This is a genomic window from Acidobacteriota bacterium (assembly GCA_016716435.1).
Lineage (GTDB): Bacteria > Acidobacteriota > Blastocatellia > Pyrinomonadales > Pyrinomonadaceae > OLB17.
Genome location: JADJWI010000007.1, coordinates 143,358 through 167,001, shown reverse-complemented (window position 1 = coordinate 167,001; position 23,644 = coordinate 143,358). Strand labels below are relative to the sequence as shown.

At 54.3% G+C, this 23,644-nt stretch carries 23 protein-coding genes and 1 pseudogene; 3 read left to right on the top strand and 21 right to left on the bottom strand.

Annotated elements, in window-relative coordinates; genetic code table 11:
- Positions 1-14: 14 nt before the first annotated feature.
- The 18 genes and pseudogenes from sufD to IPM21_11640 form a co-directional block, all read right to left on the bottom strand.
- A complete protein-coding gene (sufD, locus tag IPM21_11725; GenBank protein ID MBK9164553.1) occupies positions 15-1,169 on the bottom strand; it encodes a Fe-S cluster assembly protein SufD in 1,155 nt (384 codons plus the stop codon).
- Between the two features lie 2 nt (positions 1,170-1,171).
- Entirely contained in the window at positions 1,172-3,286 is a 2,115-nt protein-coding gene (locus tag IPM21_11720) for a glycosyltransferase family 39 protein (GenBank protein MBK9164552.1), read from the bottom strand.
- A 4-nt stretch (positions 3,287-3,290) separates the two neighbouring features.
- A complete protein-coding gene (locus IPM21_11715; GenBank protein MBK9164551.1) occupies positions 3,291-3,641 on the bottom strand; it encodes a DUF3703 domain-containing protein in 351 nt (116 codons plus the stop codon).
- A 7-nt stretch (positions 3,642-3,648) separates the two neighbouring features.
- Positions 3,649-3,837 (bottom strand): type II toxin-antitoxin system HicA family toxin, encoded by a 189-nt coding sequence (locus IPM21_11710; GenBank protein ID MBK9164550.1) that lies wholly within the window; start codon positions 3,835-3,837, stop codon positions 3,649-3,651.
- Complete coding sequence (locus IPM21_11705; protein ID MBK9164549.1) at positions 3,834-4,046, bottom strand: type II toxin-antitoxin system HicB family antitoxin; 213 nt, start codon at positions 4,044-4,046, stop codon at positions 3,834-3,836. The genes IPM21_11710 and IPM21_11705 overlap by 4 nt, the downstream gene beginning before the upstream one ends.
- A 10-nt stretch (positions 4,047-4,056) precedes the next feature.
- Complete coding sequence (sufC, locus tag IPM21_11700) at positions 4,057-4,809, bottom strand: Fe-S cluster assembly ATPase SufC (protein ID MBK9164548.1); 753 nt, start codon at positions 4,807-4,809, stop codon at positions 4,057-4,059.
- Positions 4,810-4,867: 58 nt separating this feature from the next.
- Positions 4,868-5,686: a PhzF family phenazine biosynthesis protein gene (locus IPM21_11695; protein ID MBK9164547.1), complete on the bottom strand. Its 819-nt coding sequence runs from the start codon at positions 5,684-5,686 to the stop codon at positions 4,868-4,870.
- Positions 5,683-5,943, bottom strand: a complete 261-nt coding sequence (locus tag IPM21_11690; GenBank protein ID MBK9164546.1) for a nicotinamide mononucleotide transporter — start codon at positions 5,941-5,943, stop codon at positions 5,683-5,685. Before IPM21_11690 ends, IPM21_11695 begins: the two co-directional genes overlap by 4 nt.
- Positions 5,944-5,945: 2 nt before the next feature.
- The gene (locus tag IPM21_11685; GenBank protein MBK9164545.1) at positions 5,946-6,149 is read right to left on the bottom strand and encodes a hypothetical protein; all 204 of its coding nucleotides are present in this window, start codon (positions 6,147-6,149) and stop codon (positions 5,946-5,948) included.
- A 73-nt stretch (positions 6,150-6,222) separates the two neighbouring features.
- The gene (locus IPM21_11680; protein ID MBK9164544.1) at positions 6,223-6,600 is read right to left on the bottom strand and encodes a RidA family protein; all 378 of its coding nucleotides are present in this window, start codon (positions 6,598-6,600) and stop codon (positions 6,223-6,225) included.
- 8 nt (positions 6,601-6,608) lie between these two features.
- Positions 6,609-7,331 carry a hypothetical protein gene (locus IPM21_11675; GenBank protein MBK9164543.1) on the bottom strand — a complete coding sequence of 241 codons (723 nt, stop codon included), beginning with the start codon at positions 7,329-7,331 and terminating at the stop codon, positions 6,609-6,611.
- A 147-nt stretch (positions 7,332-7,478) separates the two neighbouring features.
- Positions 7,479-7,748, bottom strand: a complete 270-nt coding sequence (locus tag IPM21_11670) for a hypothetical protein (GenBank protein MBK9164542.1) — start codon at positions 7,746-7,748, stop codon at positions 7,479-7,481.
- 130 nt (positions 7,749-7,878) lie between these two features.
- Positions 7,879-8,592, bottom strand: a complete 714-nt coding sequence (locus tag IPM21_11665; GenBank protein MBK9164541.1) for a carbonic anhydrase — start codon at positions 8,590-8,592, stop codon at positions 7,879-7,881.
- Between the two features lie 25 nt (positions 8,593-8,617).
- Positions 8,618-9,289, bottom strand: a complete 672-nt coding sequence (locus IPM21_11660; GenBank protein MBK9164540.1) for a DUF2490 domain-containing protein — start codon at positions 9,287-9,289, stop codon at positions 8,618-8,620.
- A gap of 302 nt (positions 9,290-9,591) precedes the next feature.
- A pseudogene (tnpA, locus tag IPM21_11655) lies at positions 9,592-10,057 on the bottom strand (IS200/IS605 family transposase).
- A 259-nt stretch (positions 10,058-10,316) separates the two neighbouring features.
- Positions 10,317-10,847 carry a hypothetical protein gene (locus IPM21_11650; protein ID MBK9164539.1) on the bottom strand — a complete coding sequence of 177 codons (531 nt, stop codon included), beginning with the start codon at positions 10,845-10,847 and terminating at the stop codon, positions 10,317-10,319.
- Between the two features lie 8 nt (positions 10,848-10,855).
- Complete coding sequence (gene sufB / locus IPM21_11645; protein MBK9164538.1) at positions 10,856-12,295, bottom strand: Fe-S cluster assembly protein SufB; 1,440 nt, start codon at positions 12,293-12,295, stop codon at positions 10,856-10,858.
- Positions 12,296-12,417: 122 nt separating this feature from the next.
- Positions 12,418-12,897: an Rrf2 family transcriptional regulator gene (locus IPM21_11640; protein ID MBK9164537.1), complete on the bottom strand. Its 480-nt coding sequence runs from the start codon at positions 12,895-12,897 to the stop codon at positions 12,418-12,420.
- A 555-nt stretch (positions 12,898-13,452) separates the two neighbouring features.
- On the opposite strand from IPM21_11640, the gene IPM21_11635 reads away from it, so the two are divergent.
- Positions 13,453-14,526 (top strand): hypothetical protein, encoded by a 1,074-nt coding sequence (locus IPM21_11635; GenBank protein ID MBK9164536.1) that lies wholly within the window; start codon positions 13,453-13,455, stop codon positions 14,524-14,526.
- Positions 14,527-14,697: 171 nt separating this feature from the next.
- Here the strand turns inward: IPM21_11635 and IPM21_11630 are convergent, their stop codons facing one another.
- The 3 genes from IPM21_11630 to IPM21_11620 form a co-directional block, all read right to left on the bottom strand.
- Entirely contained in the window at positions 14,698-16,632 is a 1,935-nt protein-coding gene (locus IPM21_11630; GenBank protein ID MBK9164535.1) for a glycogen debranching enzyme family protein, read from the bottom strand.
- Between the two features lie 45 nt (positions 16,633-16,677).
- Positions 16,678-17,784, bottom strand: a complete 1,107-nt coding sequence (locus IPM21_11625) for a glycosyltransferase family 4 protein (protein ID MBK9164534.1) — start codon at positions 17,782-17,784, stop codon at positions 16,678-16,680.
- A gap of 148 nt (positions 17,785-17,932) precedes the next feature.
- A complete protein-coding gene (locus IPM21_11620) occupies positions 17,933-21,244 on the bottom strand; it encodes a TonB-dependent receptor (protein ID MBK9164533.1) in 3,312 nt (1,103 codons plus the stop codon).
- A 798-nt stretch (positions 21,245-22,042) separates the two neighbouring features.
- Between IPM21_11620 and IPM21_11615 the strand changes: the two genes are divergently transcribed.
- Both IPM21_11615 and IPM21_11610 read left to right on the top strand, forming a co-directional pair.
- Complete coding sequence (locus IPM21_11615) at positions 22,043-22,444, top strand: PilZ domain-containing protein (GenBank protein ID MBK9164532.1); 402 nt, start codon at positions 22,043-22,045, stop codon at positions 22,442-22,444.
- 129 nt (positions 22,445-22,573) lie between these two features.
- On the top strand, positions 22,574-23,638 hold the full coding sequence (locus IPM21_11610; GenBank protein MBK9164531.1) for a hypothetical protein: 1,065 nt from the start codon (positions 22,574-22,576) through the stop codon (positions 23,636-23,638).
- The last annotated feature ends 6 nt before the right edge of the window (positions 23,639-23,644 follow it).

Sequence of the window (23,644 nt, the reverse complement as noted above, 5' to 3'; positions counted from 1 at the left end):
ACAGGCAAAATAGCCTAGATCTCAGCATGGAGCCGGTTTAGCACGGTTGCATCCAGGTCCTTCTTGATCGCTTCGATCTTGATCTTGTTTATAACCTCTTCGGCAAAGCCGTAGGTCAGCAGGTTCCGTGCGAGCGGCTCGGGCAGGCCGCGGGTCAGGAGATAAAAAAGCTCTTCCTCCTCAAGCTGGCCGACGGTTGCTCCGTGCGAGCATTTCACGTCGTCGTTAAAAATCTCAAGCTGCGGTTTGGTATCGACCCTCGCCTCGTTTGAGAGCAAAAGGTTCTTGTTCGATTGCTGTGCATCGGTGCCGCTCGCATTTTCGCGGACAAAAACCTTGCCGTTGAAAACGGCCCGCGAGGCGTCGTTCATCACGCCTTTATAGTTTTGGTGCGAGAGACAGTTCGGCACCGCGTGATCGATCATCGAATGCGTATCGTGGTGCTGCTCGCTGCCCAGCATATAAAGCCCATCGACCCACGCCTCGCCGCCCTCGGCCGTGAACTTGAGCTCGATATCATGTCGTGATATCGCTCCACCTAGATTGATGTTGGTCGAGTCGTAGCTGCCCTTGCCGAGCGTGACCTCAGTAACGCCATAATTGAAAGCCTCGGCACCGTCTTTCTGCACGCGGTAATGCACGAGCGTCGCGTTGTCCTCGACCAAGATCTGCACCGCCGCGTTCGTAAAGCCCTTCGCCTCCGAAGCATAGCTCTCAACAATGGTCGCCTTGCTTCCCGCCTCCGCGATCACCACCACATGCGGAAAGATCGCCGTGCCCTCGGCCGCGACAAAGTTAAGCTCTATAGGCTCATCAACGACCGTGTCCTTTGCGATCTTGATGACCGAGATCTCCGCCATTGCAAGGTTCAATGCGGTGAAGCCATTGCGGTCAAAGCGGAACCGTCCGAGCAGCTCATGTGCACGAACGCCCTTTTCCTCATGGTCTAGCTCGGTTCCCGCCGCGGCCACTTGCCACGTCTCTTTGCCGATCGCCGCGACGTTCGTGTACTTCCAATCCTCGTCTTGTTGCGTGGGGAAACCCTTCGCCACAAACGCCGCGAATGCTCGTTCGCGCAAGGCTTTTACCGCCGCGTCGTCCTCAGCCGCGAGCCTCGCTTTGAAGCTCTCATTAAATTGCGTTTCCATTACTGCACTTGTTAATGCCATTTCTAAAATACCTTTACCAAACTGAACCGCGCGTCCGCCTTGACCGTTCGGGCCGGGTCGAGCAAAAGCTCGCGTGCCATCTTTAACTTCGCCTCGTTCTCGGCCCTTGGTTTCGTGTCGTCAACGATCGGCGAGCGGTCGTAATCAAAAAGAAAATCATGGCGGGCGAGAACATATTGAACATTCATCGCCGCCGTTCTGGCTTTTAGTTCCTCGGCGCTTCTCGTTTCCCAAACCAACCGCCGAAGCGTCCAATCCTCGAACAAATAGTCCGAAAAATACGGCCTTTCGAGGTTATAGGTATCCCGCCGCATATTTATCAGCCAGACCCGATGGCCGGCGTCCGATTCAGTATTTAACCAGCGGTAATACGGATAATAGTCAAGGTTTCGCGACAGGTATTCCGCCTTGCTTTCCCCGCCGAGAACCACTCGGAGCGGCGCCTTCTGCAGGAACCAGGCCGTGCCCGTCAGCATTGCCGCAATTGCCGCCGCGGCAAACGAAACCTGGCCGATCTGCCTGACGCCGTCAAGGCTCTCACCGAGCCGTTCGAACGCGGCAGCGATGCCGATAGCAAGCAGCGGAACGATCGGCAGCAGATATCGGAGCTGCTGGCTTGAGAAAAGCCAGAAGAGGAACATCACCGCCGCAACCGCCGAGCCGATCTTTGCCTCGGCCGGAATCTCAAGTTTCCAAAGCGCCCAGGCAAGGAACGGCAAACCGAGCAGAAACGCGACGCCGAGAACGCCGTCAAAATGGGTCGCGAGCTCGGGTTGTGCCGTGACCGAAATGTTCCACGGGGCGGCCAAGTAATCGAGCGGTGTCTTAACGTATCCGCCGTACTGAGCATTCATCGCCTGGAAAAGATTCGAGCGATCTACGTCCCAACCCGCAGCCTCGCCCGGCCAGATGCTCATATAGAACGGAAAGATCGGGCTGCCCGTCTCCGCCCACGTCCGCAAATACCACGGCGACGCAATGACACCGGCGAGGACCAACGCGGCCAACCCGAGTCCGGCGACCTTTCCTGCTCGGTCAGCCTCGGACCTCGCCCGCATCATCACAACCAAGGCGAAGGCCGCGATAACAAAAAGCGTCGTCAGCTTTGAGGCGAGTGCCGCTCCGAGGAAAATGGCGACCAAGATCAGCCATCGGCTCTCGAGTGATCTCCACCAACGCGTTAGCGCAAAGACGGCGAGCAGGACGTAAAACGCGAGTGCGAGATCGATGTAGGCACTCGCCGCGACGTGGTAGGCGGTCGGCACGGTCGCGACCATCAGCACGGCGATAAGCGACCATCGCCGCGAAATCCCGCCCTCGCGGGCAAGACCGAATACAGCCGCTAGCAGCAGCGGAAAGAAAAGCCATACCACCGCTCCGCCCGCCGCCTCGGCCGCACGATCACCAACCGGGCCGCCGAGCAGCATCGCCCAAACGACGTGCATCTCCGTTCCGAGTGCCAGATAGCTCGCGATGTTGCCTTCGATAAACGCACTGCTGCCTTGGGCGATGAACGCCTTCGGCACCGAGAAATGATAGAGCAGCGTGTCCTTTGCCGTTGGCGGAGCAAGCGAGGCGATAAGCGAAAGCAGAATAGGCACCACGGCCAACAAAGAAAGGAGCTTATCGAAAACGCCGGTAGGCTGAGACTCGCTTCGCCCCTTACCCGCATTTCGGAACTTCAAGAAGCCGAACGCAGCAGGCAAAAGCCCCAGGACCATTGCACCGACTGCAACGGGCCGCGAATAAAGCCCGGCGAGCCCAAGCAGGAACCAGACGAGCGACCATACGGCCGCCCCAACTGCAAGGCTAAAAAGAACGTCGAGAAGGTAAGAGTTCTTTTCTGCAACCTCCGAACCCAAAGAACGCGAAACGATAAGGTTGCCAATGCCGAACCAAGCGGCAGCTATCGCCACGGCGGTTACAACGCCGGCGACGCTTTCAATCGCTCCGGCACCAATCAAGGGGCCGCCGCCGAGATTTCCGGTCAACTCACCGAGCGTGCCTACGTCCTCGCCGCGGTTCGCGAAAAAGGCGATCAGCAAAACACCGGCCCACACCGCGACGGCAACCGCCGCGATCGAGAAGTTATTTGCCTTTGCCTCCGCCTTTGCCAAATCGTTACTTTCCTTCCGTCCCCACCAGTATTGCCGCCAGGTCGTCCGGGATCGGCATCGGCCGTAGCGGATTGACGTTCGCTCCGCCGGTGTTCCCTTTCGGGTAGATCCCAAGCGGCGTCTTCGTTGCAGCACCGCCGATACGAAGTATTTGCCCCGCAACCTCTCTCTTGTTCCGCTCGCGAATGCCGTGTTTGAGCATCAGCCAGTGGACGCGGGTGTGCTGAAATGTGCTCGCCTGCCCGAGAACATGTGCCCGCTCGAGATGCCGGAACGCTCCCTCGGCATCACCCGCCGCCGAAAGCCTTTCAGCCTCGGCGATCTCTTCCTCGATCTTCTGGTCTAGCAATTTCATCAATGCCCTATTTCGGCTTTGGTACGCCGAGATCTTTGCAGATCTTTTTCGCCAATTCGTCTGGAATCTCGTTATGCCGAGGTACAGCCGACCGACGATTCTGTTCCGGGTTGTGCCACCATGAATGGCGGCCGCCTTCACGAAGCAATTCGCATCCGTTCGCGGTCAAATGCCGCACAAGGTCCCGCCGCTTCATACGGCGATCGGAAGCTCGCGATAATTCTCCCCGGCGAACGAACGGGCGTCTTGACGATTTAGCTCGATCGCTTCACTAAGCGTGACCTTGAGCGTTTCGATCAATTCTTCCCGAGAATTCTCCTGGCAATTGACGCCCTGTATCTCCTCGATCCAGCCGTACCACCATTCGCCATCCTGCTTGATTATTGCAGTGTAAGTCTGAGCCATTGTCGTTCTCCTAGTTCGCCGCTCCCTTGACCCAGTCGTAGCCCTTTTCTTCGAGTTCGAGGGCGAGTTCCTTGCCGCCTTCTTTAACGATGCGGCCATTGGCCAAAACATGTACGTAATCGGGCACTATGAAATTGAGCAGCCGTTGGTAGTGGGTGACCAAAATGATGCCGTTCTCAGAATTTCGGAGCTTGTTCACGCCTTCCGCAACGATGCGAAGTGCATCGATGTCGAGCCCCGAATCGGTCTCATCGAGTATCGCGAGCTTCGGCTCGAGCACTGCCATCTGCAATATCTCGTTCCGCTTTTTCTCACCGCCCGAAAAGCCCTCGTTGACCGAACGCTTGAAGAACTGCGGGTCCATCTCAACGATCTTTGCCTTCTCTTTCAGGTAGTCGTTGAACTCAAGCGGGTCGAGCTCTTCCTGCCCAAGGTGCTTCATCTTCTCGTTATAGGCGAGCCGCAGAAACTGCGAATTTGAAACGCCCGGAACCTCGACCGGATATTGAAACGCCATGAAAACGCCTTCGCGTGCGCGTTCGTCCGGTTCAAGCTCAAGGAGATCCTTGCCCTCGAACAACACCTCGCCCGAGATCACCTCATAGGTCGGATGCCCGGCCAAGACTTTCGACAGCGTCGATTTGCCCGAACCATTCGGCCCCATGATGGCGTGGACCTCGCCCTTCCGAACCTGAAGATTCAGGCCCTTCAATATCTCTTTTCCATCAATGCCTGCATGCAGGTCTTTAACTTCTAGCAACATAAATTTGTCGTCTTTTAACCACCGAGTTCACAGAGAACCCTGAGGTTTTCTAAAAATCTCAATCGCTCTGTGAGCTCAGTGGCGATTCTTCCAGATAGATCTCGCCTTTCAAAAACGTCACCGCATTTCCGCCGATCTTCACTCGGTCGCCGGCGAGTTCGCAATAGAGTTCGCCGCCGCGGGCCGAGACCTGCCGGGCGAATAGTTCGTTTTTGCCCAGCCGCTCTGCCCAATACGGGATCAGCGAACAATGTATCGCTCCGGTCACCGGGTCTTCAGGGATGCCGATCCGCGGTGCGAACATCCGCGATGCAAAATCGCTGCTATCGCCCGTCGCGGTAACGATTACCTCGTCATACGGCATCTTCGCGACGAGCGACATATCAGGGTCAAGTGCCCTGATCTGCGCTTCACTATCGAGCAGCAGAAACACCATATTTCCCTGCGCTTCCCAGGTCTGTTTCGGCTCGGCACCGATGGCTTCGGCAAGTCCCGGAACTGCTTCGATCTCGGTCATCGGATACGCGGGAAAATCGAGTACAAGGCGGTCGCCGGCCTTTACGACGCTTAGCTCGCCGCTGCGGTCCGAATGAAATTGAATGACCTCGTCCTCCAATTTCAGCTCATTGAAGATCACATGCGCGGTCGCGAGCGTTGCGTGGCCGCAGAGGTTCACCTCGACCGTCGGCGTAAACCAGCGGATGTGATAGCGGTCGCCGTCGTTAATGAAGTACGCCGTCTCGGAAAGGTTATTCTCCGCCGCGATCTGCAGCATCAACTCGTCCGCAAGCCAGCCTTCGAGCGGCACAACTGCCGCCGGATTTCCGCCAAAGGGCTTGCTCGTAAATGCATCAACCTGAAATATCTTCAAACTCATTTCGCCACCGTTATGTGCACCGCGTCCATCGCGTCCCGCTCCTCGCGCCGCCAGGCGAGAAAACCGCGGACGTGCAGGCTAAAGAAAACGACGCTCCCGAGTATCAAGGCAATGCTGTTGATCAAAAAGCCGACCGTCATCCAGCTCAGGCTCGCGAGCATCATCACCAAAAAGCCGATGCGGTTCCGATTGCCGAGTAGATAAACGCCCGAAAGCCCCGCCGCGGTCGCCAGCCAATCTATGCCGTAATATTGCATCCCTACGCCTCTTCGCCCCTCGCCGATTGGCCTCCGCGGACTACCGCAACGATGGCAACGACCGCGATCACCGCCCAGACCGCATTAACAAAACTCGAAGGATACGCTCCGTAATACATCGTGTTTATCAGCAGCAAAATGCTCGCCGCGATGTTCAGCCCCTGATAGGCAAACGAATCAGGCTTCAGCTTCTTGAACGACACCATTCCGTAAGCCGCCAAAATAAACGCCGCCCCGATCCAGCCCAGCCCGTCTAAAATGATCGCTTCGATCCGCTTCCTAGGCCTTCGCCGCTATCGCCTGAATCTCTATCTTCGTCCCGAAGTGCAGGTCCTTAACGGGAACGATCGCCCTCGCCGGCCGATGCTCGCCCATCACCTCAGCGTATTTCGTATTCACCTCGTCCCACATTTCCATATCAGACACGTATATCGTCATCTGCAAAACATGGCCCAGATCGCTGCCACCCGCCTTCAACACCGCCTCAACATTTCGCAAAGCAAGTTCCGTCTGCTCACCAATATCACCCGTAAACGGCTCCCGCGTATCCAACGACATCGGCAACTGTCCTGATACATAGATCAACCCGTTATGCTCAACGCCCGGCGAATAATGCCCTTTCGGCTGTGGCTGGTTTGGTGGTTGAATCCTTTTCATTCTTGTCTTCAAGGTTTCTGTAATTCTGTCGCTTTACTAAAGTCAACCGATATCGGCTCAGATGAAAATCGGAAGTGGTCAAACCTTCCTTCCTTTTCCTTTTCAACCAAAACGTTACCGTAGCCCTTCCACCGCTTCTGTAATTTGCGGATCAAATTCGGCTTGAAATATTCAATGTTCCAAGGGGAAAGCTCGTACGTAATGCGCATTTGAAATTCCTTCGATGGAAATGTACTTATCTCATCCCAGGCAACACAACACGTGTATTTCGGGCCCTTTGACTCAAATCTGAGCTGAACATTACCGCTTGATTTCCAAATTTCACTTGGCTGAAGAGTCAACGTATATTCGGACGGCGGAGTCTTTTTATCCAGCTTCTTCGCCAGATCTCGATACTCTTCACTACCGGAAACGGACTGCCAGTATCCTTCGATCAACAGCGAGCGCCGAGTTTTTTTCTCGTCCTCCAGATATACGTGCCAACCACCCAGCACGTATCCGCTTTTATCTTGAGGCCTGAACAAAATGATAGGCCTGTCACCTTCATTGGAGAATTCGACATCAAGACCGATTTTGAATCTAACGTAATCCCTATCGCTTCTATCAACTTCAATTTTCGCGACTTTGGCTCGAATGACCAGCCCACATCCTTCGTCTCGGCATTGGGCAACGGCAAGACTTGACGTCAGAAAAACCACAGTAAAAAGCGATAGAAATTTAGAAATCCGCATAAGCTCTGCCCTGCACTTCCTTCAAGCTTCAACCCCGACAACTTTGTCGCTTCCACCGCGTATTCTAGTGGCGGCTGCCCCGACGCACATATCAACCCGCCATTCTAATTGCCGGGCGAATAACGCCCTTTCGGCTCCGGAATCCCTTCAACTGATATTCTTCGCATTTTTTCTCACCACTGCCGCGACCGCTACAACACCGATAACGGCCCAGACCGCGTTCACAAAGCTCGATGGATACGCCCCGTAATACATCGTATTGATCAGGAGCAAAATGCTTGCCGAGATGTTCAGCCCCTGATACGCGTAAGAATCCGGAGCGATCTTTCTGAACGAGACAAGCAAATACCCCGTAAGTATAAACGCAGCCCCGATCCAGCCTAGGCCATCAAGCACCGCTGCCGTTGCATTTTCCATAGCCTTATCCTAAACCTATTTCGCCCAATTGCGGCAACATCGCATCACCCGTCAAATAAAACACAGGCCCGCTTGAGCAACTTCCGCTCAGCAAGGCCTGTGTTAGCTGTTTCTACAGTTGTTTTCCGGCTTAGCCGATGAACTCGACCTTTCCGGTCTCGAGGTCATAAATGCCGCCGACAAGGATGATCTGCCCCTTTTCGATCATTTCCTTGAGGATCGGGCTTTCCTTCTTGATGTTCTCCATCACGAGCTCGACGTTCTTGCGGCCAACGGCCTCAACGAAATTCGAATTCTTTGAGTTCTTGTCCCCATCACGCCAGTTGGCCGAGATCAGGTCAACGGCCGGCTCTATGCGGTCAAGAAGTCCGGTCAGATTCCCCATCTCCGCACGGTCGCAAGCACCCATCACCGCACCGCACTTCGAGTGCCCGAGAACCATTACGACCTTTGCACCGGCGAGCTTCGTAGCAAACTCAAAGCTCCCGAGCATATCCGGGTTCATAACGTTGCCGGCAACGCGGCCATTGAACGAATCTCCATTGTTGAGGTCGAAGATCTCTTCGACCGCAACACGCGAATCAAGGCAGCTCAGGATCGCGGCATAGGGAAACTGCCCCTGGGCCGTAAAGGATACCTGTTTGCGGTAGTTCTTCTGATTCTTGGGCTTGCCGGCAACGAATCTCCCGTTTCCGTCCTTGAGCAGCTGGAGTGCCTGCTGCGGGGTCATCGCGGCCTGAGAAGCCTTTGTCTGGACTCCATAGCCGGCGGACTTCTGGGCAATTGCCGGAACCACCGAGATACTGAACACCAACGTAAAAATTAGTAGTTTGATCGTTTTCATTGATTTCCTTCCTTATGCTCGTTTTTTATCTGACAGTGAACCGGAGGCTTGTCCCGAGGGCGTTTATTGCCTGCGGGCTTCCTCCCCGAAGCTCGTCTTGGCGAAGATAAAAGACACTTGCCGAGACCGTTTTGTTGAACTTATGCGAAACTCCCAACTGAGAACGGATCCGCGTCACCTCCCGGGCGTTTGCGTCAAGCGTAAACTCGATCGTGCCAAATGGTTCGAATTTACGTTTTGCGAACGTGACCTCGCGTTCGAGGCCGGCCCGGCTGCGTATCGTCCTACGGTCAGAACGAGAATGCCTGTTCTCGTACTGAAACATATTCCGATTCACAAAAGTCCACTTTTCGTTCAGCGGTACGTTCACCGATGCGATGCCCAGATAACGGGTCTCGTACCGATCAACACCCGCCGACGGGCTCGTGTACCGGTAAATGTAAGCCCCGCCCAACGAAAGATACTTGTTCATCTTTCGGGTCAGCGTGAAACCTACCCGGACATCATTGGCCCGTGACATGTTGTCGCCGAACCGGCCAACGGTTGAGAACGCCGCCGACCATTCCCGCTTCTTGCCGAAAGGCACAACGACCTGGGTCTCATTCCAAAATTGGACATCTGTATCGTCGTCGTCCTGTGCAAGCGACGGACTAACAGCAATCGCGAGAACTGCGATCATTAACAACAGGTTTTTCATACTTCCCCTCGTTCGTTCAGGCAAAAGAAAAAGACCTTTCGCAGAAATTGTTCTTACGACAATCCTGCGAAAGGTCTCGAAGCTTTACTGACAGGCCGGAACACTTTTGCGTGTTCGTAGTGACGGCACTGTCAACCCGAAGGCGATCTACTCCCCTTTCACCTAGCGAAACCTTACCAAAAAGTAAGGAAGGATGTCAAGAAACAGCTATTTAGTTTTCAAAGATCAGAAGTAAGCGTGAGTGCACGCTAAAAGCCAAATTCAATTCGTTGAAGCCACATTCCGGAGCCGGTCAACTTCGATCACTCATCGATCCAATCAAAGACAAATCGTTCATCGAAATCCACCTTGAATCGGTCGAGATAGGCCAAATACTCTTGTTTGACGGTCCGCTCTTCATGATGCGACTCCTGACGCCGTATGTAGTCGATGACATCATCCAACTGTGAGATCGAATACGAAAATGCCCCGAAGCCCTCTTGCCATTGAAATTTTCCGCGTACGAGTTTCCTTTCACTTATCCATCTGCTGGAGTTCGCCTTGATGTCTCGAACCAGGTCAGACAGGGCGATATTTGGCTTAATATTCAAAAGAATGTGAACGTGATCCGCAACACCATTTATCGCCAACAATTTTTTGGCCGTGATTGGTGACGATTCCGGTCATGTACTTGTAGAGTTCAGCCTTCCATTCCTTTGCGATTAAATTCTCCCGACCGCTAACCGCGAACACTATCTGAATATAAATTTGAGAATACGTGTTCGCCATCCTTCCCTATTCTTTAGCTCCGAAGGAGCGGAATATTTATAGCACTTGAGCCGAATCGAATTGTAAGAGCTCCATAGGAGCGACACACTCAATCTTTGAAGCTATATGCCGTTCCTACGGAACTCGCTCATTTTGAATCGCTACGCTTGCTATAAACATTCCACGCCTAACGGCGTTCAAATCTTCTTACCCAGCACTCCCATCGAGTTTCAACTTCTAAAGCTTATTCGCTTTGGCCGCGTATTCTCGCGCCGACCCGCTAACATCGACTCCCATTGTACTTCGTCTTTCTAAATGAAAATTTTTCAAACTCGATCAAAATCGTACTACCTGAGCTGAAAAGGATCTCATGCCGAAGTTTCTTTTCATTGACCTCCGAGAGTTCGTCATATCCCCAATCGCCAAAGTTGTTTCCCCAGAGCGGATCGTCGCTAGGAAAATCAAATACCGACTTGGAGACATTTACATACCTCAAATGATAGATCGCATCAAAATCAGCACTTAGAACCTTGATCTCGGCACTAGTACGGTAGAAATCCTTTATCGATGCCGGTTTGCCACTTTCGAGATCGATATGCAGCCCGTCGCCGGTCGCAAACGAGATTAGCCTTGCATCGTGCAAGCCGTTTTTGAAGAACTTATAGTTTCTCTGTCCCAATCGAGGCCGAAGTTGCTCAAGCCGCTCGGCATAAACCGCGATATTCGCTTCGGCACTCTTTTCGGCCCATTTAGCCTCCTTCTCGTCGTCGCTATTCCACCCGCGCCAATGCCTTTTGGTGATGATATCCATCCGACGATCTACCCAACGCTTCCTTCAAGCTTCAATCCCAGCAACTTCGTCGCTTCGACTGCGTATTCCATCGGGAGTTCGCGGAAGACCTCTTTGCAGAAGCCATTGATGATGAGCGAGACGGCGTCTTCTTGCGAGATGCCGCGTTGCTGCAGGTAAAAGAGCTGATCCTCGCTGATCTTCGATGTCGTGGCTTCGTGCTCGACCTTGGCGGTGTTGTTCATCACCTCGATATATGGGAACGTGTTCGCCTCGCTCTTGCCGCCGATCAGCATCGAGTCGCACTGCGTGTAGTTTCGGGCGCCCGTCGCCTTTGGCATTATTTTGACCAGGCCGCGATAGCTGTTGTTCGACTTCCCGGCCGAGATGCCCTTCGAGATGATCGTCGATTTGGTGTTTTTACCAAGATGGATCATCTTCGTGCCGGTGTCGGCGATCTGAGCGTTGTTCGTCAACGCAACAGAGTAAAACTCGCCGATCGAATTGTCGCCCTGCAGGATAACGCTCGGATATTTCCACGTTATCGCCGAACCGGTCTCGACCTGTGTCCACGAGATCTTCGAATTAACGCCGCGGCACGCGCCGCGCTTCGTCACAAAATTATAAATGCCGCCCTTGCCCGTCTCGTCGCCGGCGTACCAGTTCTGGACGGTCGAGTATTTGATCTCCGCGTCGTCCAAAGCGACAAGCTCGACGACAGCAGCGTGAAGCTGGTTCGTGTCAAACTGCGGTGCCGTGCAGCCTTCGTTGTAGGCAACGTAACCACCTTCTTCTGCGACGATCAGCGTGCGTTCAAACTGCCCTGATTCCTGCGTGTTGATGCGGAAATAGGTCGAAAGCTCCATCGGGCAGCGGACGCCTTTCGGGATAAAGACGAACGAACCGTCCGAAAATACCGCCGAGTTCAGTGCCGCGTAATAGTTATCGCCCGTCGGTACCACAGAGCCCAAATACTTCTTAATCAGCTCCGGGTAATCGGCGACCGCCTCGGTAAATGAGCAAAATATAACGCCGGCGTCGAGCAACTTCTTTTTGAACGTCGTCGCGACCGAGACCGAATCGAAGACCGCATCGACCGCCACATTCGCCAGCAACTTTTGCTCCGAAAGCGGAATGCCGAGCTTTTCAAACGTTTTCAACAGCTCCGGATCGACCTCGTCCATTGAGGCCTTTTTCGGCTTCTGCCGCGGCGCCGAATAGTAGGACATGTCCTGAAAATCGATCGCCGGGTATTCGAAGTTTGGCCAGGCCTTCGGCTCTTCCATCTTCAGCCAATGGCGATAAGCCTTGAGCCGAAACTCAAGCAGCCACTCGGGCTCATTCTTTTTTGAAGAGATCAGCCGTACGGTATCTTCCGAAAGCCCCTTCGGGATGACGTCCGATTCAATGTCGGTGACAAACCCGTATTTGTATTCCCTGTTTGTAAGTAATTCTGTTGCTGTACTCATGTTGATTTTTTGCCACGGAGAACACAGAGATCACTGAGATTCTCTTCCACGATGATTCGAAACATCCTCCCGATCCTGTAAATCCTGTTGAGATACCTCCGTGTCCTCTGTGCCCTCAGTGGCTAATTTCCCAATGGTTCGATCGTCCGGTGGATTCCCTGTATCTTGTGGAACATCGCGTCCACTGTTTTTTCATTGCCCACGAGGCTCGCAAGCGTTATCCGCGAGAGAGCGTTCTCGACTATCTCGTGGAGCCCGACGATCACCGGCCGGATTCCGCAATCGCCCGTATGGATACACGTATCGAGCACGCCGGTGTAGCTATCGCAGTGCGAGCTGAGGACGTCCTCGTCCAAAACCTTGATGATCTCGTTCAGGTAAATGTCATCGGCCGGCCGGGCGAGAAAATAGCCGCCCTTGGTACCGCGGGTCGAATTTACAAACCCGGCCTTATTCAAAAGCCACATCAGCTTGCCGGCATTTGCCGCCGAGATGCCTTCGCGTTCCGCGATCTGCGGCAGCGTTAGCGATTCGCCGGCTGGCAGATTTGCGAGCTGAACGAGGCAACGCAACCCGTATTCTTCCTGTGCCGAAATTTTCATAAGCCAAACACCTAAAAGCTCTTGTTACTGAACAATAACCAAATTGTCTCAATTCATTACTTTTTAGTCAAGATTGAACTAACGCCGACTTCTTTCGCTCGAGGGATCGCTAATAATTAACGAAAAGGTAAATCCCAATTAACTCTCTAGACATCTGTTTTATTTAACCTTGACCTTACCGAAGCGATCAGCAAACGCCTTTTTTGTGAACTGCAACGGGTCAAAACAATTCGCGGCCGCAGGATACACTGCAGACCGATCAAAATCCTGCAAGCTTTGCAGGAAAGGTCTCACAGCCCCAACGATTTCATTCACCAGATCAGAACGCCCGGCATACACATCCGGGCGTTCCCATTTGTGCGCCATCAACGGAGATAATATATGAGATCCTCAAACTCAAATGTCCATATTATTGAATCGGGCGCTAAGCCAGGCATGCTCGGCCAAACAGGTATCTCAATGCATTGCCACAGCATGCATTCAAAAGAGATCCTCGATTTTGTTCCCTATTATGCCGAACGAATTCCTATCCTTTCTTCGGTCTGGAAACGAAAAATGAAACGGTTCGAAGAATCCGAAGGCCGTCTCCCGAATTTCAACATCGGTTATTGGACTCCGCCGCTGAGCGGTCAACAGGTATATGACAGCGAAGCATCGTCGATCGAACGGCTTGGCCTGATGCCTATCGTATCCGTTACCGATCATGACAGCATCGAGGCAGCCGGAGAGATAGGCGACCGCGAGCCTAACCGCTTTGCACCGATATCAATGGAGTGGACCGTGCCATTCGGAGAGGCATTCTTTCACCTCGGCGTACACAATATGCCGGAGGATCGAGCGGCCGAGATCACGAAACTTCTGCTTGATTACACCTTCGCCACGGATGGGCCCGACGACGAAAGGCTATCCGAGCTTTTTTCGATGATGCACGACATCCCGGAAATGCTTATAGTTCTCAACCATCCGATCTGGGACATCGAGATGATCGGCCAGCGAAAGCACGAAGCCGCCCTTCACGACTTTTTGCGAAAGCACGGATGCTGGATACACGCACTAGAGATCAACGGCTTTCGATCGATGGCAGAAAATAAAGCCGTGACCGATCTCGCCGATGCATGCGTTCTTCCGCTTGTCTCGGGCGGCGATCGCCATTGCTGTCAGGCGAATACAATGATAAATGTGACGAACGCGACATCATTTAGCGAGTTTGTAAGCGAGGTCCGCATCGATAAAAAGAGCGAGGTCGTCGTGCTGCCGGATTATCACAAACCGCTGCCTTCGCGGCAGCTTCGGTCAATGTCGCAGATACTCGGAGTTTTTCCGGAATTTCCGGACGGTCGCCGTTCTTGGTCAGACCGTATTTTCTTTGATGCCGAAGACGGCCTCGGTCCGCGTCCGATGACCGAACATTGGAACGGTCATCTGCCCGGCTGGACGCGGGTTGCGATGTGGGCGCTTAAGGCGCTGAGCAACGACATGCTTGTGCCGATACTCGGCTTCACTGTCGGCGATAATGACATTGGCAGAAACGACGCGAACGTCCAGACGCCGCCGATCTCGTATAACGATATAGTCTTCGCCGATCGGCAGAGCTTTGGTAAGCAAAAGGCGTTCGCAGCCGGGCAATGATCGTTCGGATGAGAATCAGGTCGCGTTCTTCGGAACTTTACTTGCCAGCCATAGGATCGTCTTCGAGGCAAAAGGCTGAAGAGGAACTTGAGGCTGTTCGCGGCCGGATCGATTCCTGCCTCGCATCTTGGCTTCCTTTCTGATCGTTCGGCGCATCAGAAATAGAGCAGATCAGGCCCGCAGAACCCTCAAGATCTCCGCCACGCTCCAGGCCTGTGCCGGGCAGCCCCGCGGGGCGTGCGGCGGTTCGGCGTCGAATATCTCGGAGACCTGCCCGAGCCCGGCTTCGTAAAGGTGAGTTTCAAAGCCCGCAAGCATCGCGGCGATCTCGGCTTCCTCGTCCGCATATGCCTTCCGGAAAGCATCAATGAACGGCCCGATCAGCCAACCCCAAACAGTGCCCTGATGGTAGGCCGAATCGCGGGCAAAGGGCGGGCCCAGGTAATGTGGAACGTAAGCCGGATCATTTGGCGAAAGCGACCGCAGCCCGACGGGCGTCAGCAACTCCCGGCGGACCTTATCGACGACCGGCTGCCAACGCCGCCGTTCGAGGATCGGATGGGCAAGCGAGACAGCAAAGATCTGATTCGGCCGGACGGACGCATCACGTGTGCCGTTTGCGATGACGTCAAAGAGACACTGCTCGTCCTCATTCCAAAAAAGACCATTGAAACTAAGCTTGGCGAGGTCGGCCATTGCGACGAACCGTTGCTTGTCCTCGTCGTGGCCAAAGCGGTCGGCCAGGTCGGCCATTATTCGTAGAGCGTTGTACCAAAGCGCCTGTATCTCGACCGGCTTGCCCGTCCGCGGTGTGATCACAAGGTCGCCGATCTTCGCGTCCATCCAGGTAAGCTGGTGCCCGGATTCGCCAGCGTAGAGCAGGCCATCAGTATCGAGATGTATCCCGTAGCGAGTGCCGCGAAGGTGCCAAGCGATGATATCGGCGAGCTTCACGTAAAGCTCTTCCTCGACTAGGTCGTAGTCGCCCGTTTCCTCGGCATAGGCCCGGACAGCCTCGAAATACCAGAGTGTCGCATCGACCGTATTGTACTCGGCCGTATCGCCCGCATCGGGAAAGCGGTTAGGGAGCATTCCCTCCGAGATGTGGTTCGCAAACTCGAGGATGATGCTCTTCGCGACCTCGGGCCGGCCGGTCGCAAGCGTCAGGCCCGGAAGAGCGATCATCGTATCGCGGCCCCAATCCGAGAACCACGGGTAACCGGCAATGATCGTGTGCCCCGAGCCGCGGGCAACGATGAACTGGTCCGCCGCCAGGACAAGCTGCATTTCAACGTCGGTTTCGACACCGGCCATCGCGATCAGATCTGCCCGCCGCTTCTTTTCGCTTGCCTCAAGCTCCGCTGCGGCTGAATGCTTGAAAACATCGGTCGAAGCTATTGCAACCGCCGGTTTTGCCAGGTCGAACGTTAGTGCAAATGGCTGAAAGAGATCTTCGCGGTGGTCGAAGCCGCGTTCCTGCTCGATCGCAAGCTCAAAATCGCGATACCAATGCCCGGTTTTCTCGATCCGAGCGGCGTTGTGGCCGATGTATAGCTCGGGCAGGTCCGCGTAAGGCCGGAGGCTGATACTGCCTTCGTTCTCCGTGAAACGGCCGTCGAAATTTTTGTCGGCACGCTGCAGGTGGTGGTAATCAACGAAGGAAACCAGCGGACGGAGTTCAAGCCCAACGCCTTCGGCCAAGCGGCTTTTCAGCTCCCAAACGCAAACAACCGCGTTCCGGCCGTGCGGCATAAAGAGGCGTTTTTCAAGCACGATGCCGCCTGCTTCATACGTCCAGATCGGGAATGGATCGAGCCGGAATGATGATAAGAACCGAAAGCCCTCGGGATGCGTCTTTCCGGGGTAGCGATTTGCCGAAAGCTCGAAACGTTCGCCGCCGACGACAAGCGTTTCCTCGTATTTCGAGAGCATTGCGATACGCCCGAGCGGTGGCCGCGTGGCGGCTGTCAGCAACGCGTGATATCGCCGAGTTCGGATGCCGGCGACCGTTCCCGAGGCAAAGCCGCCGATGCCGTTCGTCTCAAGCCATTCGCGTGAGGCAGCTTCGGCCGGGTCGCTGCAGATGTTTCTATCGAGTTCTATCATCGAAAGTGAATTCACAAAGGGCCCGCGGCTATTCTATCCCGGGCATCAAGCCTTTTCGGCAATGATCTCCCGGTAAAGTGCCTCGGTCGCATCGAGCATTTTCGCAAGCGAGTATTTCTCATCGGCCCGCATCTTTCCGCTGGCCGCGGCTTCCATTCGGTCGAGGTCGCCTGTCAAAAAGCGAACGATCGCCCGCGAAAGCTTAAGCGGATCGCGAACCGGCACGAGCTGGTCCGTCTCGCCGAGAAGCTGCTTCGCCCCTTCGGTCTCGGTCGCGACGACCGCAATGCCAAACGCCATCGCCTCCAGGATCGCAAGGCCGAAACTCTCGCTATGCGAAGGCGAGATGAAAAGGTCGATGGCTGCAAAGAACTCGGACGTGTCCTCTAGCCAATCGAGCCATAGAAATCGCTGCTCCATCCCCATCACCGACGCCAATCGCTTCAGCTCGCGGCGAAAGCGGCCGTCGAGCGAGTGGTCTTGCCCGACGATCACAAAATAGGCATTGGGCACATCTTTCAGCACCTCATGAGCGGAGAGCACAAGGTCACGTTGGCCCTTTTGCTCTTTCAGCTCCCCGAGTGCCCCGACCAACTGGGCACCCGCCGGGATGCTGTGAAACTCACGAAAATCTGCTCTCTTCTTCGGGCTTGAATCTGCCTTGTATCGCTCGAGGTCGATGCCGTTCGGGATGACGCGAACCCGGTCCTTGGCGAAAAGCCGTCTTAGCTCGACGCCGACCGCGTCCGAAACTCCGACGAACCGCGCGCAGTTGCGGAGGGCGAATTTATTGAACGGCTTGAGCGGGAACATCACATGGCGCGTCACCAAATATTGCGACTTTTTCGCGGCCATGCAGGCAATGCTCGCCGGAATATAGTCGCGAGCGACGTGGGCATGGATCAGTTCGATGTCGTTATCGCGAACGAATTCTGCGATCCGCATCGCACTCAGAACACCGAAAGAGTTGCGGATAGAGACATTAAAAATGTTCTGCTCGGGAAGAAAATCAAGCCGCTTTCGCCAGGTACACGTCGGGCGAACGGCCGCGAAGATCTCGTGGCCACGCTCGTGCAGGCCGCGGCTGAGGTCGATCACGTGACGCTCGCCGCCGCCGTAGGTCCTTGCGGAAGATATCTGAAGAATGCGCATTGAAGGGCTCTGTCTATTCTAGTTTCGAGCCCAAGCGATAGCAAAAGCAACCGCCGGCCGGGCTCAGATCTAGAAGCCGCAAAAAAGCCCTCCGAGCGAACTCGGAGGGCGTCATTAGCTTAGCCGTTCGATCCGAAGATCGAGCGTGTTAGTCGAAGATATAACGGAAGGTCAACTGCACCCGGTAAACATCACCGATGGTCGCCGTCTTTTCATAAGGCGAAGAGATCAGTTGGTTTCCGTTGTTCCTCAGGCGGTACCGAGCCCGTCCATCAGCGTCTGCTCCTCGAGCGATAAGCGGTTGAGTTGAGGTAAAGGCCTGCCCAACTCCCCAATCCTTGTCGAGAAGGTTGCCGAAGTTGAGTACGTCAGCCCTGACCTGGAACCTGTGCGTCCGGCCGAACGCTTTGAGGAAAACCTCTTGCGTCAGGTTGAGGTCAACGCGGGTCTCAAACGGCAGGAACGCCGCTCCGCGCTGAGCATAGCCGCCACGGTTCTTCGATAGGTAATCATCTTGCTGGATGAAACTCTCCCATGCGGCCTGCTGTTGTGCAACGGTGAATGTAGTTCCACTGGAAGTAAATTCCTCGAAATTCATTTCCGAAGCATCCCGCGGAATATAGATCAGGTCGTTGCTGGTTCCGCCATCGCCGTTCAGGTCGCCCGAAAAGCGGTAACTTCCGTTGCCGCCATTTCGCGTTTCCCAGAACATCGAAACGGAAGTGGCACCGAACTTGAAGTACTCTTTCCGGTATGAAAACACACCGAATATCCGGTTCCGCGGCGAAGCAAAGCTGTAGCCGAGGCCGGGGTTATTCGGGTCGCCCGGATGCGGGTTGTTGTTCCACGAGCCAAATGCGATCGAACCCGGGTCAACAGTGTTCTTCGACTCACCGTAGCTGTAGGCAGCCTTCAAATAGAGCCCGTTCTTGAACGGCCGCTCCAGGGTGAAGGCGAGGTTCGATGAACGTCCAACGTCCTGGTTTTTCAGAACGATCGCACTCGTGACGTTGCTGTTGATGCGGTTCGAGGTCGTCCAACGCGGCCTTGCGTCGACGCCTGTGAATGCGGTGTTTGCCGGGGCGAGATTGGCGTTGATGTAATAAACGCCATTGACATCGCGGTTATAGATGTACTCAACACCACCGATGAAACCCAGCGGCATGCGAACATCCACACCGACCGACGAACGCCAGATCTGCGGGAAACGGAAATCCGGATTCGTAATCGCCAATCCGTAGCTTGCTGCCGGCAGGCCCGTCGCCGGTTGCTTATAGAAATCCGGATTCGGGTTGAACGGGCGGGTCGTCGTGTTGTCACGCTGCTCGAATCCGGTCAGGATACCGTTCTCACCGATCTGATTCGAGATCCAGACGTACGCCGGACGGCCGGTGAAAACTCCGGTTCCGCCGCGAACCTGCAACCATGACTTGTTGAATGGGGTCCAGTTAAAGCCAACGCGGGGCGACCAAAGAATGTTCGCCTCGGGGAGCTGCTGTGTCTGGTATTGTACCGAAGCCCCCGTCTCATCGCGGAACGTAAAGCCGTTCGCCTGAGCATTCGTAAAGCCGGTATCTCCGAAGAACGGAACGTCCATACGAAGGCCGTAGGTAAGCGAGAAATTGTCCGCTACCTTCCACTGATCCTGGCCATAGAAGCCAACGTACTGGACCTCCAACGGCTGAAGCGGCTTATCGAGGCCGGGAATGTTCGACCAGCGAACCTGGAAGCGTCGCAGATTGACCGGCGATGTTGTCCGGTTCGGATTCGCAAGAAATCCGTTCGCATCCTCGAAGAAATCGGCGAGCGAGTTGTAAACGTAAGCACTCTGCGAGCCCGGGAAGAATACGTTCTCTGAACGATAATTCTCGTAGCTGACACCGGCCGTTATGTTGTGCCGATCGAGGAAGAACGAAAGGTTGTCCTGAACCTGGAACGACTTGTAACGCAGTTCGTTGTTCGGTGTGAACGGTTCAAAACCGAGCGAAATGTAGGTCGAGCCACCCTCAAGAATGTCAATGAACGGGAATATCGTGCCGAGCGAGTCGCGGCTTTCGTCTTGCTTCGTAAAGCCCATAAGCAGGCTGTTCGAAACTCGGGGGCTGAAGACGCTTGTCCACTCACCGACCCACGAACGGATGTTCTCAAGGATCTTGTAGTTCGAATTCTGATAAGTGAACGCTCCGCTCGGGGCTCGTGACCGGCCGAAACCGAGTGACGACGAGGTCGAGAGCGGTACGTCAGTATTCGAATCGAGCTGAATGTAACGGAAATTGACCTTGTTGTTGACGTTGATGTTGTAGTCCGTACGGAAGAGATACTTTTTACCGACGGTATCGCTGTTGTAGCCGGTGATCGGACCGGTCTCGTAACCGAAATTGGTGCGAACAAAATTGCTCACCTGTTCCAGGTCGGATTGTAGCACGCGGGAAACGCTGCCGCCGGCGGTTTCACCGGCCTGGCGAGGCCGAAGCGAAAGACCAGGGCCTGAAAGCTTCTCGTCCTCATAACTGAAGAAGAAGAACAGCTTATCCTTACCCGTAATGAAACCCGGGCCGCCTTCACCAAATCGGAAGAAAGGCAACGGACCTCCGACGCGGAATCCCCACGTACGATAGTCAAACTCGCCGCGGTTGATCTCGTTGTCGCCGGCATCTTTACCGGTAAGTCCGGGCGTCCGATAGATGTAGTAGACCGATCCGCGATAATCATTCGTACCGCTCCGGGTAACGGTGTTGACGCCGGCACCGGTGAAGTTGCCCTGGCGGACATCGTACGGAGCTACGTTTACCTGAAACTCTTCGATCGCATCAAGCGAGATCGGCGAAACGCCGGTTCGCTGCCCCGGCTGTCCGGCCAGACCGAATGAGTTGTTGAAGTAAGAACCGTCAACCGTGATGTTGTTGAGCCGGTTATCCTGTCCGGCAAAGGTACCTCCGCCGCCGGCTTGCGGCGTCAGACGGGTAAAGTCATTGATCGTACGGCCAAGGGTCGGCAGGTTCGTGACCAACTGCCGGTCGACGTTGGTCGAGGCACCGGTCCGTTCTTCCGAAAAGATCTGATCGGCTTCGACCGTGACCTCAACGTCAATTGCCGCACTAAGGTCAAAATTGACCGTGCCGGTCGTACCGAGGCCGAGCTGAATGTTCTCTCGGGTCTGTTCATTAAATCCGGCTGCGATGGCCTTGACCGTATAAGGGCCGCCAACGCGAACGGCCGGAAGATTATAAAATCCGGATGAGTTCGATGTTGTGCTGTAAGCCGAACCCGAAGGTACGTGAACAGCTTCTATAGTTACACCCGCAACCGGGTTTCCGGTTCCGTCAGTAACGCGGCCGGAAATAGCAGACGTCGTTACCTGAGCGAAAACAGCACCCGATTGAATGAGGACGGCCGCGATCACAAATGCGATGCAGAACCCGGCCCTTGATAGCGCTTTGATCGTTCTGTTTTGTTCCATTTTTTTTATTCCTGTCGTTTTTTCATTCAGCGACGGTTTTGTATTAAAAGCTCGAGGCGACGCTGAATGAAACTCTAAAGTCTATTTTGCTGATGTGAATTCCAGGTTAACTCTTTATTTTTCTGAGCCTGTTTTTGAAATCCATCGAAAACCCGCCTTGTAACCATCTCCAAACTTCTTTTTCTTCGAAAAAGCTGAGGAAAAGATCCTGTCCGACACCGTGAGAAATCCACTTTCTCGAATTTTTCGGATTTTTTTCCTGTTTTTTGAATTTCACCGAGCGGCCGTCTATTTGATCCCGGCTTGCGCTCGTAATACGAAAATCTTGATTACCATTGCATTCACAGACCTTTAGCGTCTTGATCCGATACCGGAGTAACTCCAGACGGGACAATGTGGGAAGGCTGATCTGCGTTTTCAAACCTTAATGACGCAATTTGAGTTCCGCAAAAGCGGCGGCAGTGCAAATTGGATAAGCGAGCGTAAAAGCTTATCTTGCTTAAGTTACCGGAAAGTTAACAGTTCGGAAATTTTGTCCTTTCCCGTTTGAATCTGTGCGAGAAAAAAGGGCGAAAGGCATAGGTATTACGGAGTTTTTTGACTCATTTTTTCTGCGGAAAACCTTTTCATGATTTTCCGGCATCAAAGGCTCTCAGTAAAGTTTTTTCAAGTTGCCGAAATGGGGCGTCTTGAAAGTTGACTTTTTTGTAAAAATGCCATAGATTTGCCGGGCATTTTTCACCTGCAGGGAATTTGATTATCGATTTTGGAATAGGAAACAAGGGGGATTTTTCTAATATGGCACAAATAGAGTACGCAACTTCGTCTTATAAGACGCCCCTTCATCATCGCATATTGGCAAATATGCCGGTAAAGGTCTCATGGACCGATGGTGAAAGTGGAAAAAGGGTCAGCGTTGCCGGAACGACCGAGAATATCGGCGAAACCAGCGCACTGGTCAATCTTGAGGTGCTTCCGCCGGTCGGAAGCGAGGTCCGCCTTCGGGTCCTGGAAGAAGATAAGCCGATAATCGACGTTACGACCCGGGTCATCCGTGTTGAACGCGATCCGAGCAAGCCGCTCGCAGCTTTGTCTATTCTCCAGAATGCGAAGAAGTGGAGATCTACTGCAATGGAAGCCGCCGAACGCTGGGCAACCCGCCACTGGCAGCTTAACTACGATGAAGAGTGGGTCAACTAAGCTGATCCACGGTTTCTGAGATATCATAACTGGGCGGAGCGTCGAAAAAGCGTTCCGCCCGTTTTATTGCCCGTCCTTATAAGAGGAGAAGGGCAAACCGCCGCTTGACCGGCGGCATCACAAGATTCAATGAAGATCTTTATCGTTCTCTCTCTAGCACTACTTCTCGCTTTGCCGGCCGCGGCACAGGAAAAGCCGCTGACCCAGCAGGAATACGTCCGCCTGCTCTACGCCCTTGAGGCAAGGTCGAGCGACCGGGCCGAGATCCTTGAAGCTCTGAGGGTTCGCGGCATCGGCTTCGCTCTCACCGATGGCCTCCGCTCGCTCACGCGAACAAAGAGCCGCAATGATCCGGAGCTTCGCCGTGCACTTGATGAAGCCGAGCGTCGCCGCGTAAATCCTACCGCAGCCGAGCGGCCAAGCTCTGCCGAAACTGATGCGATCTTAAAGGAGACGCGGGCGAATACGCTGGAGGCGGTCGATCAGATGCCGGATTTCGTGGTCAAACAGCTCATCCAGCGATCGGCTTCATTTGCCGGAACCGGGAACTTCCGCAATCTTGACCGGCTGGTCGTTGGCGTTAGTTACCGTGCGAGCGGCGAGGAAGAATATCGGGTCCTTTCGGTAAACGGTGCCGTTCAAGCAGATCAAGGGCCGAAACGAACATATGAAGAGGTAGGCGGGACGAGTTCGACCGGCGAGTTCGTCACGGTTCTTGCACTGATCTTTAAGCCCGAGAGCGAAACGCGCTTTGAGCTCGTCGATACGGACGAGCTTCGCGGCCGGCGGGCGATCGTGCTTGATTTTGAGATAGATGTTGAAAAGGCCCGGCAGCAGATCCGCGCGACCGGGGCCAATACGCAGTCCACTGTTACGGGCATCCGCGGGCGGATGTGGATCGACCGCGAGTTGAAACGCGTTCTTCGCATCGAGAGCGACTCCGTCGGCATTCCGAAAGATTTCCCCATCACCGCTGCTCGCCGGATAATAGACTACGATTGGACCGTCATCGCTGAAGAGCGATACCTTTTGCCGCTCGTCTCCGATGTTCGCTTGACCATCCGCGAGGGCTCGCGTAATTATGAGACTCGGAACCTGATCCGCTTTCGCGACTATCAGAAGTTCGGAACCGAGGTCATCATCCGCGATGAGGACGAAGAGCCTTACGTCGAGGATAAGCCGGCCGATCAATAGGTAAAG

Bases quoted from the DNA above. Each gene is read 5' to 3' on its own strand.
- sufD (MBK9164553.1), bottom strand. From the start codon at position 1,169: ATGGCATTAACAAGTGCAGTAATGGAAACGCAATTTAATGAGAGCTTC.
- IPM21_11715 (MBK9164551.1), bottom strand. From the start codon at position 3,641: ATGAAATTGCTAGACCAGAAGATCGAGGAAGAGATCGCCGAGGCTGAA.
- IPM21_11710 (MBK9164550.1), bottom strand. From the start codon at position 3,837: ATGAAGCGGCGGGACCTTGTGCGGCATTTGACCGCGAACGGATGCGAA.
- IPM21_11705 (MBK9164549.1), bottom strand. From the start codon at position 4,046: ATGGCTCAGACTTACACTGCAATAATCAAGCAGGATGGCGAATGGTGG.
- sufC (MBK9164548.1), bottom strand. From the start codon at position 4,809: ATGTTGCTAGAAGTTAAAGACCTGCATGCAGGCATTGATGGAAAAGAG.
- IPM21_11695 (MBK9164547.1), bottom strand. From the start codon at position 5,686: ATGAGTTTGAAGATATTTCAGGTTGATGCATTTACGAGCAAGCCCTTT.
- IPM21_11690 (MBK9164546.1), bottom strand. From the start codon at position 5,943: ATGCAATATTACGGCATAGATTGGCTGGCGACCGCGGCGGGGCTTTCG.
- IPM21_11685 (MBK9164545.1), bottom strand. From the start codon at position 6,149: ATGGTGTCGTTCAAGAAGCTGAAGCCTGATTCGTTTGCCTATCAGGGG.
- IPM21_11680 (MBK9164544.1), bottom strand. From the start codon at position 6,600: ATGAAAAGGATTCAACCACCAAACCAGCCACAGCCGAAAGGGCATTAT.
- IPM21_11675 (MBK9164543.1), bottom strand. From the start codon at position 7,331: ATGCGGATTTCTAAATTTCTATCGCTTTTTACTGTGGTTTTTCTGACG.
- IPM21_11670 (MBK9164542.1), bottom strand. From the start codon at position 7,748: ATGGAAAATGCAACGGCAGCGGTGCTTGATGGCCTAGGCTGGATCGGG.
- IPM21_11665 (MBK9164541.1), bottom strand. From the start codon at position 8,592: ATGAAAACGATCAAACTACTAATTTTTACGTTGGTGTTCAGTATCTCG.
- IPM21_11660 (MBK9164540.1), bottom strand. From the start codon at position 9,289: ATGAAAAACCTGTTGTTAATGATCGCAGTTCTCGCGATTGCTGTTAGT.
- IPM21_11650 (MBK9164539.1), bottom strand. From the start codon at position 10,847: ATGGATATCATCACCAAAAGGCATTGGCGCGGGTGGAATAGCGACGAC.
- sufB (MBK9164538.1), bottom strand. From the start codon at position 12,295: ATGAGTACAGCAACAGAATTACTTACAAACAGGGAATACAAATACGGG.
- IPM21_11640 (MBK9164537.1), bottom strand. From the start codon at position 12,897: ATGAAAATTTCGGCACAGGAAGAATACGGGTTGCGTTGCCTCGTTCAG.
- IPM21_11635 (MBK9164536.1), top strand. From the start codon at position 13,453: ATGAAACGGTTCGAAGAATCCGAAGGCCGTCTCCCGAATTTCAACATC.
- IPM21_11630 (MBK9164535.1), bottom strand. From the start codon at position 16,632: ATGATAGAACTCGATAGAAACATCTGCAGCGACCCGGCCGAAGCTGCC.
- IPM21_11625 (MBK9164534.1), bottom strand. From the start codon at position 17,784: ATGCGCATTCTTCAGATATCTTCCGCAAGGACCTACGGCGGCGGCGAG.
- IPM21_11620 (MBK9164533.1), bottom strand. From the start codon at position 21,244: ATGGAACAAAACAGAACGATCAAAGCGCTATCAAGGGCCGGGTTCTGC.
- IPM21_11615 (MBK9164532.1), top strand. From the start codon at position 22,043: ATGGCACAAATAGAGTACGCAACTTCGTCTTATAAGACGCCCCTTCAT.
- IPM21_11610 (MBK9164531.1), top strand. From the start codon at position 22,574: ATGAAGATCTTTATCGTTCTCTCTCTAGCACTACTTCTCGCTTTGCCG.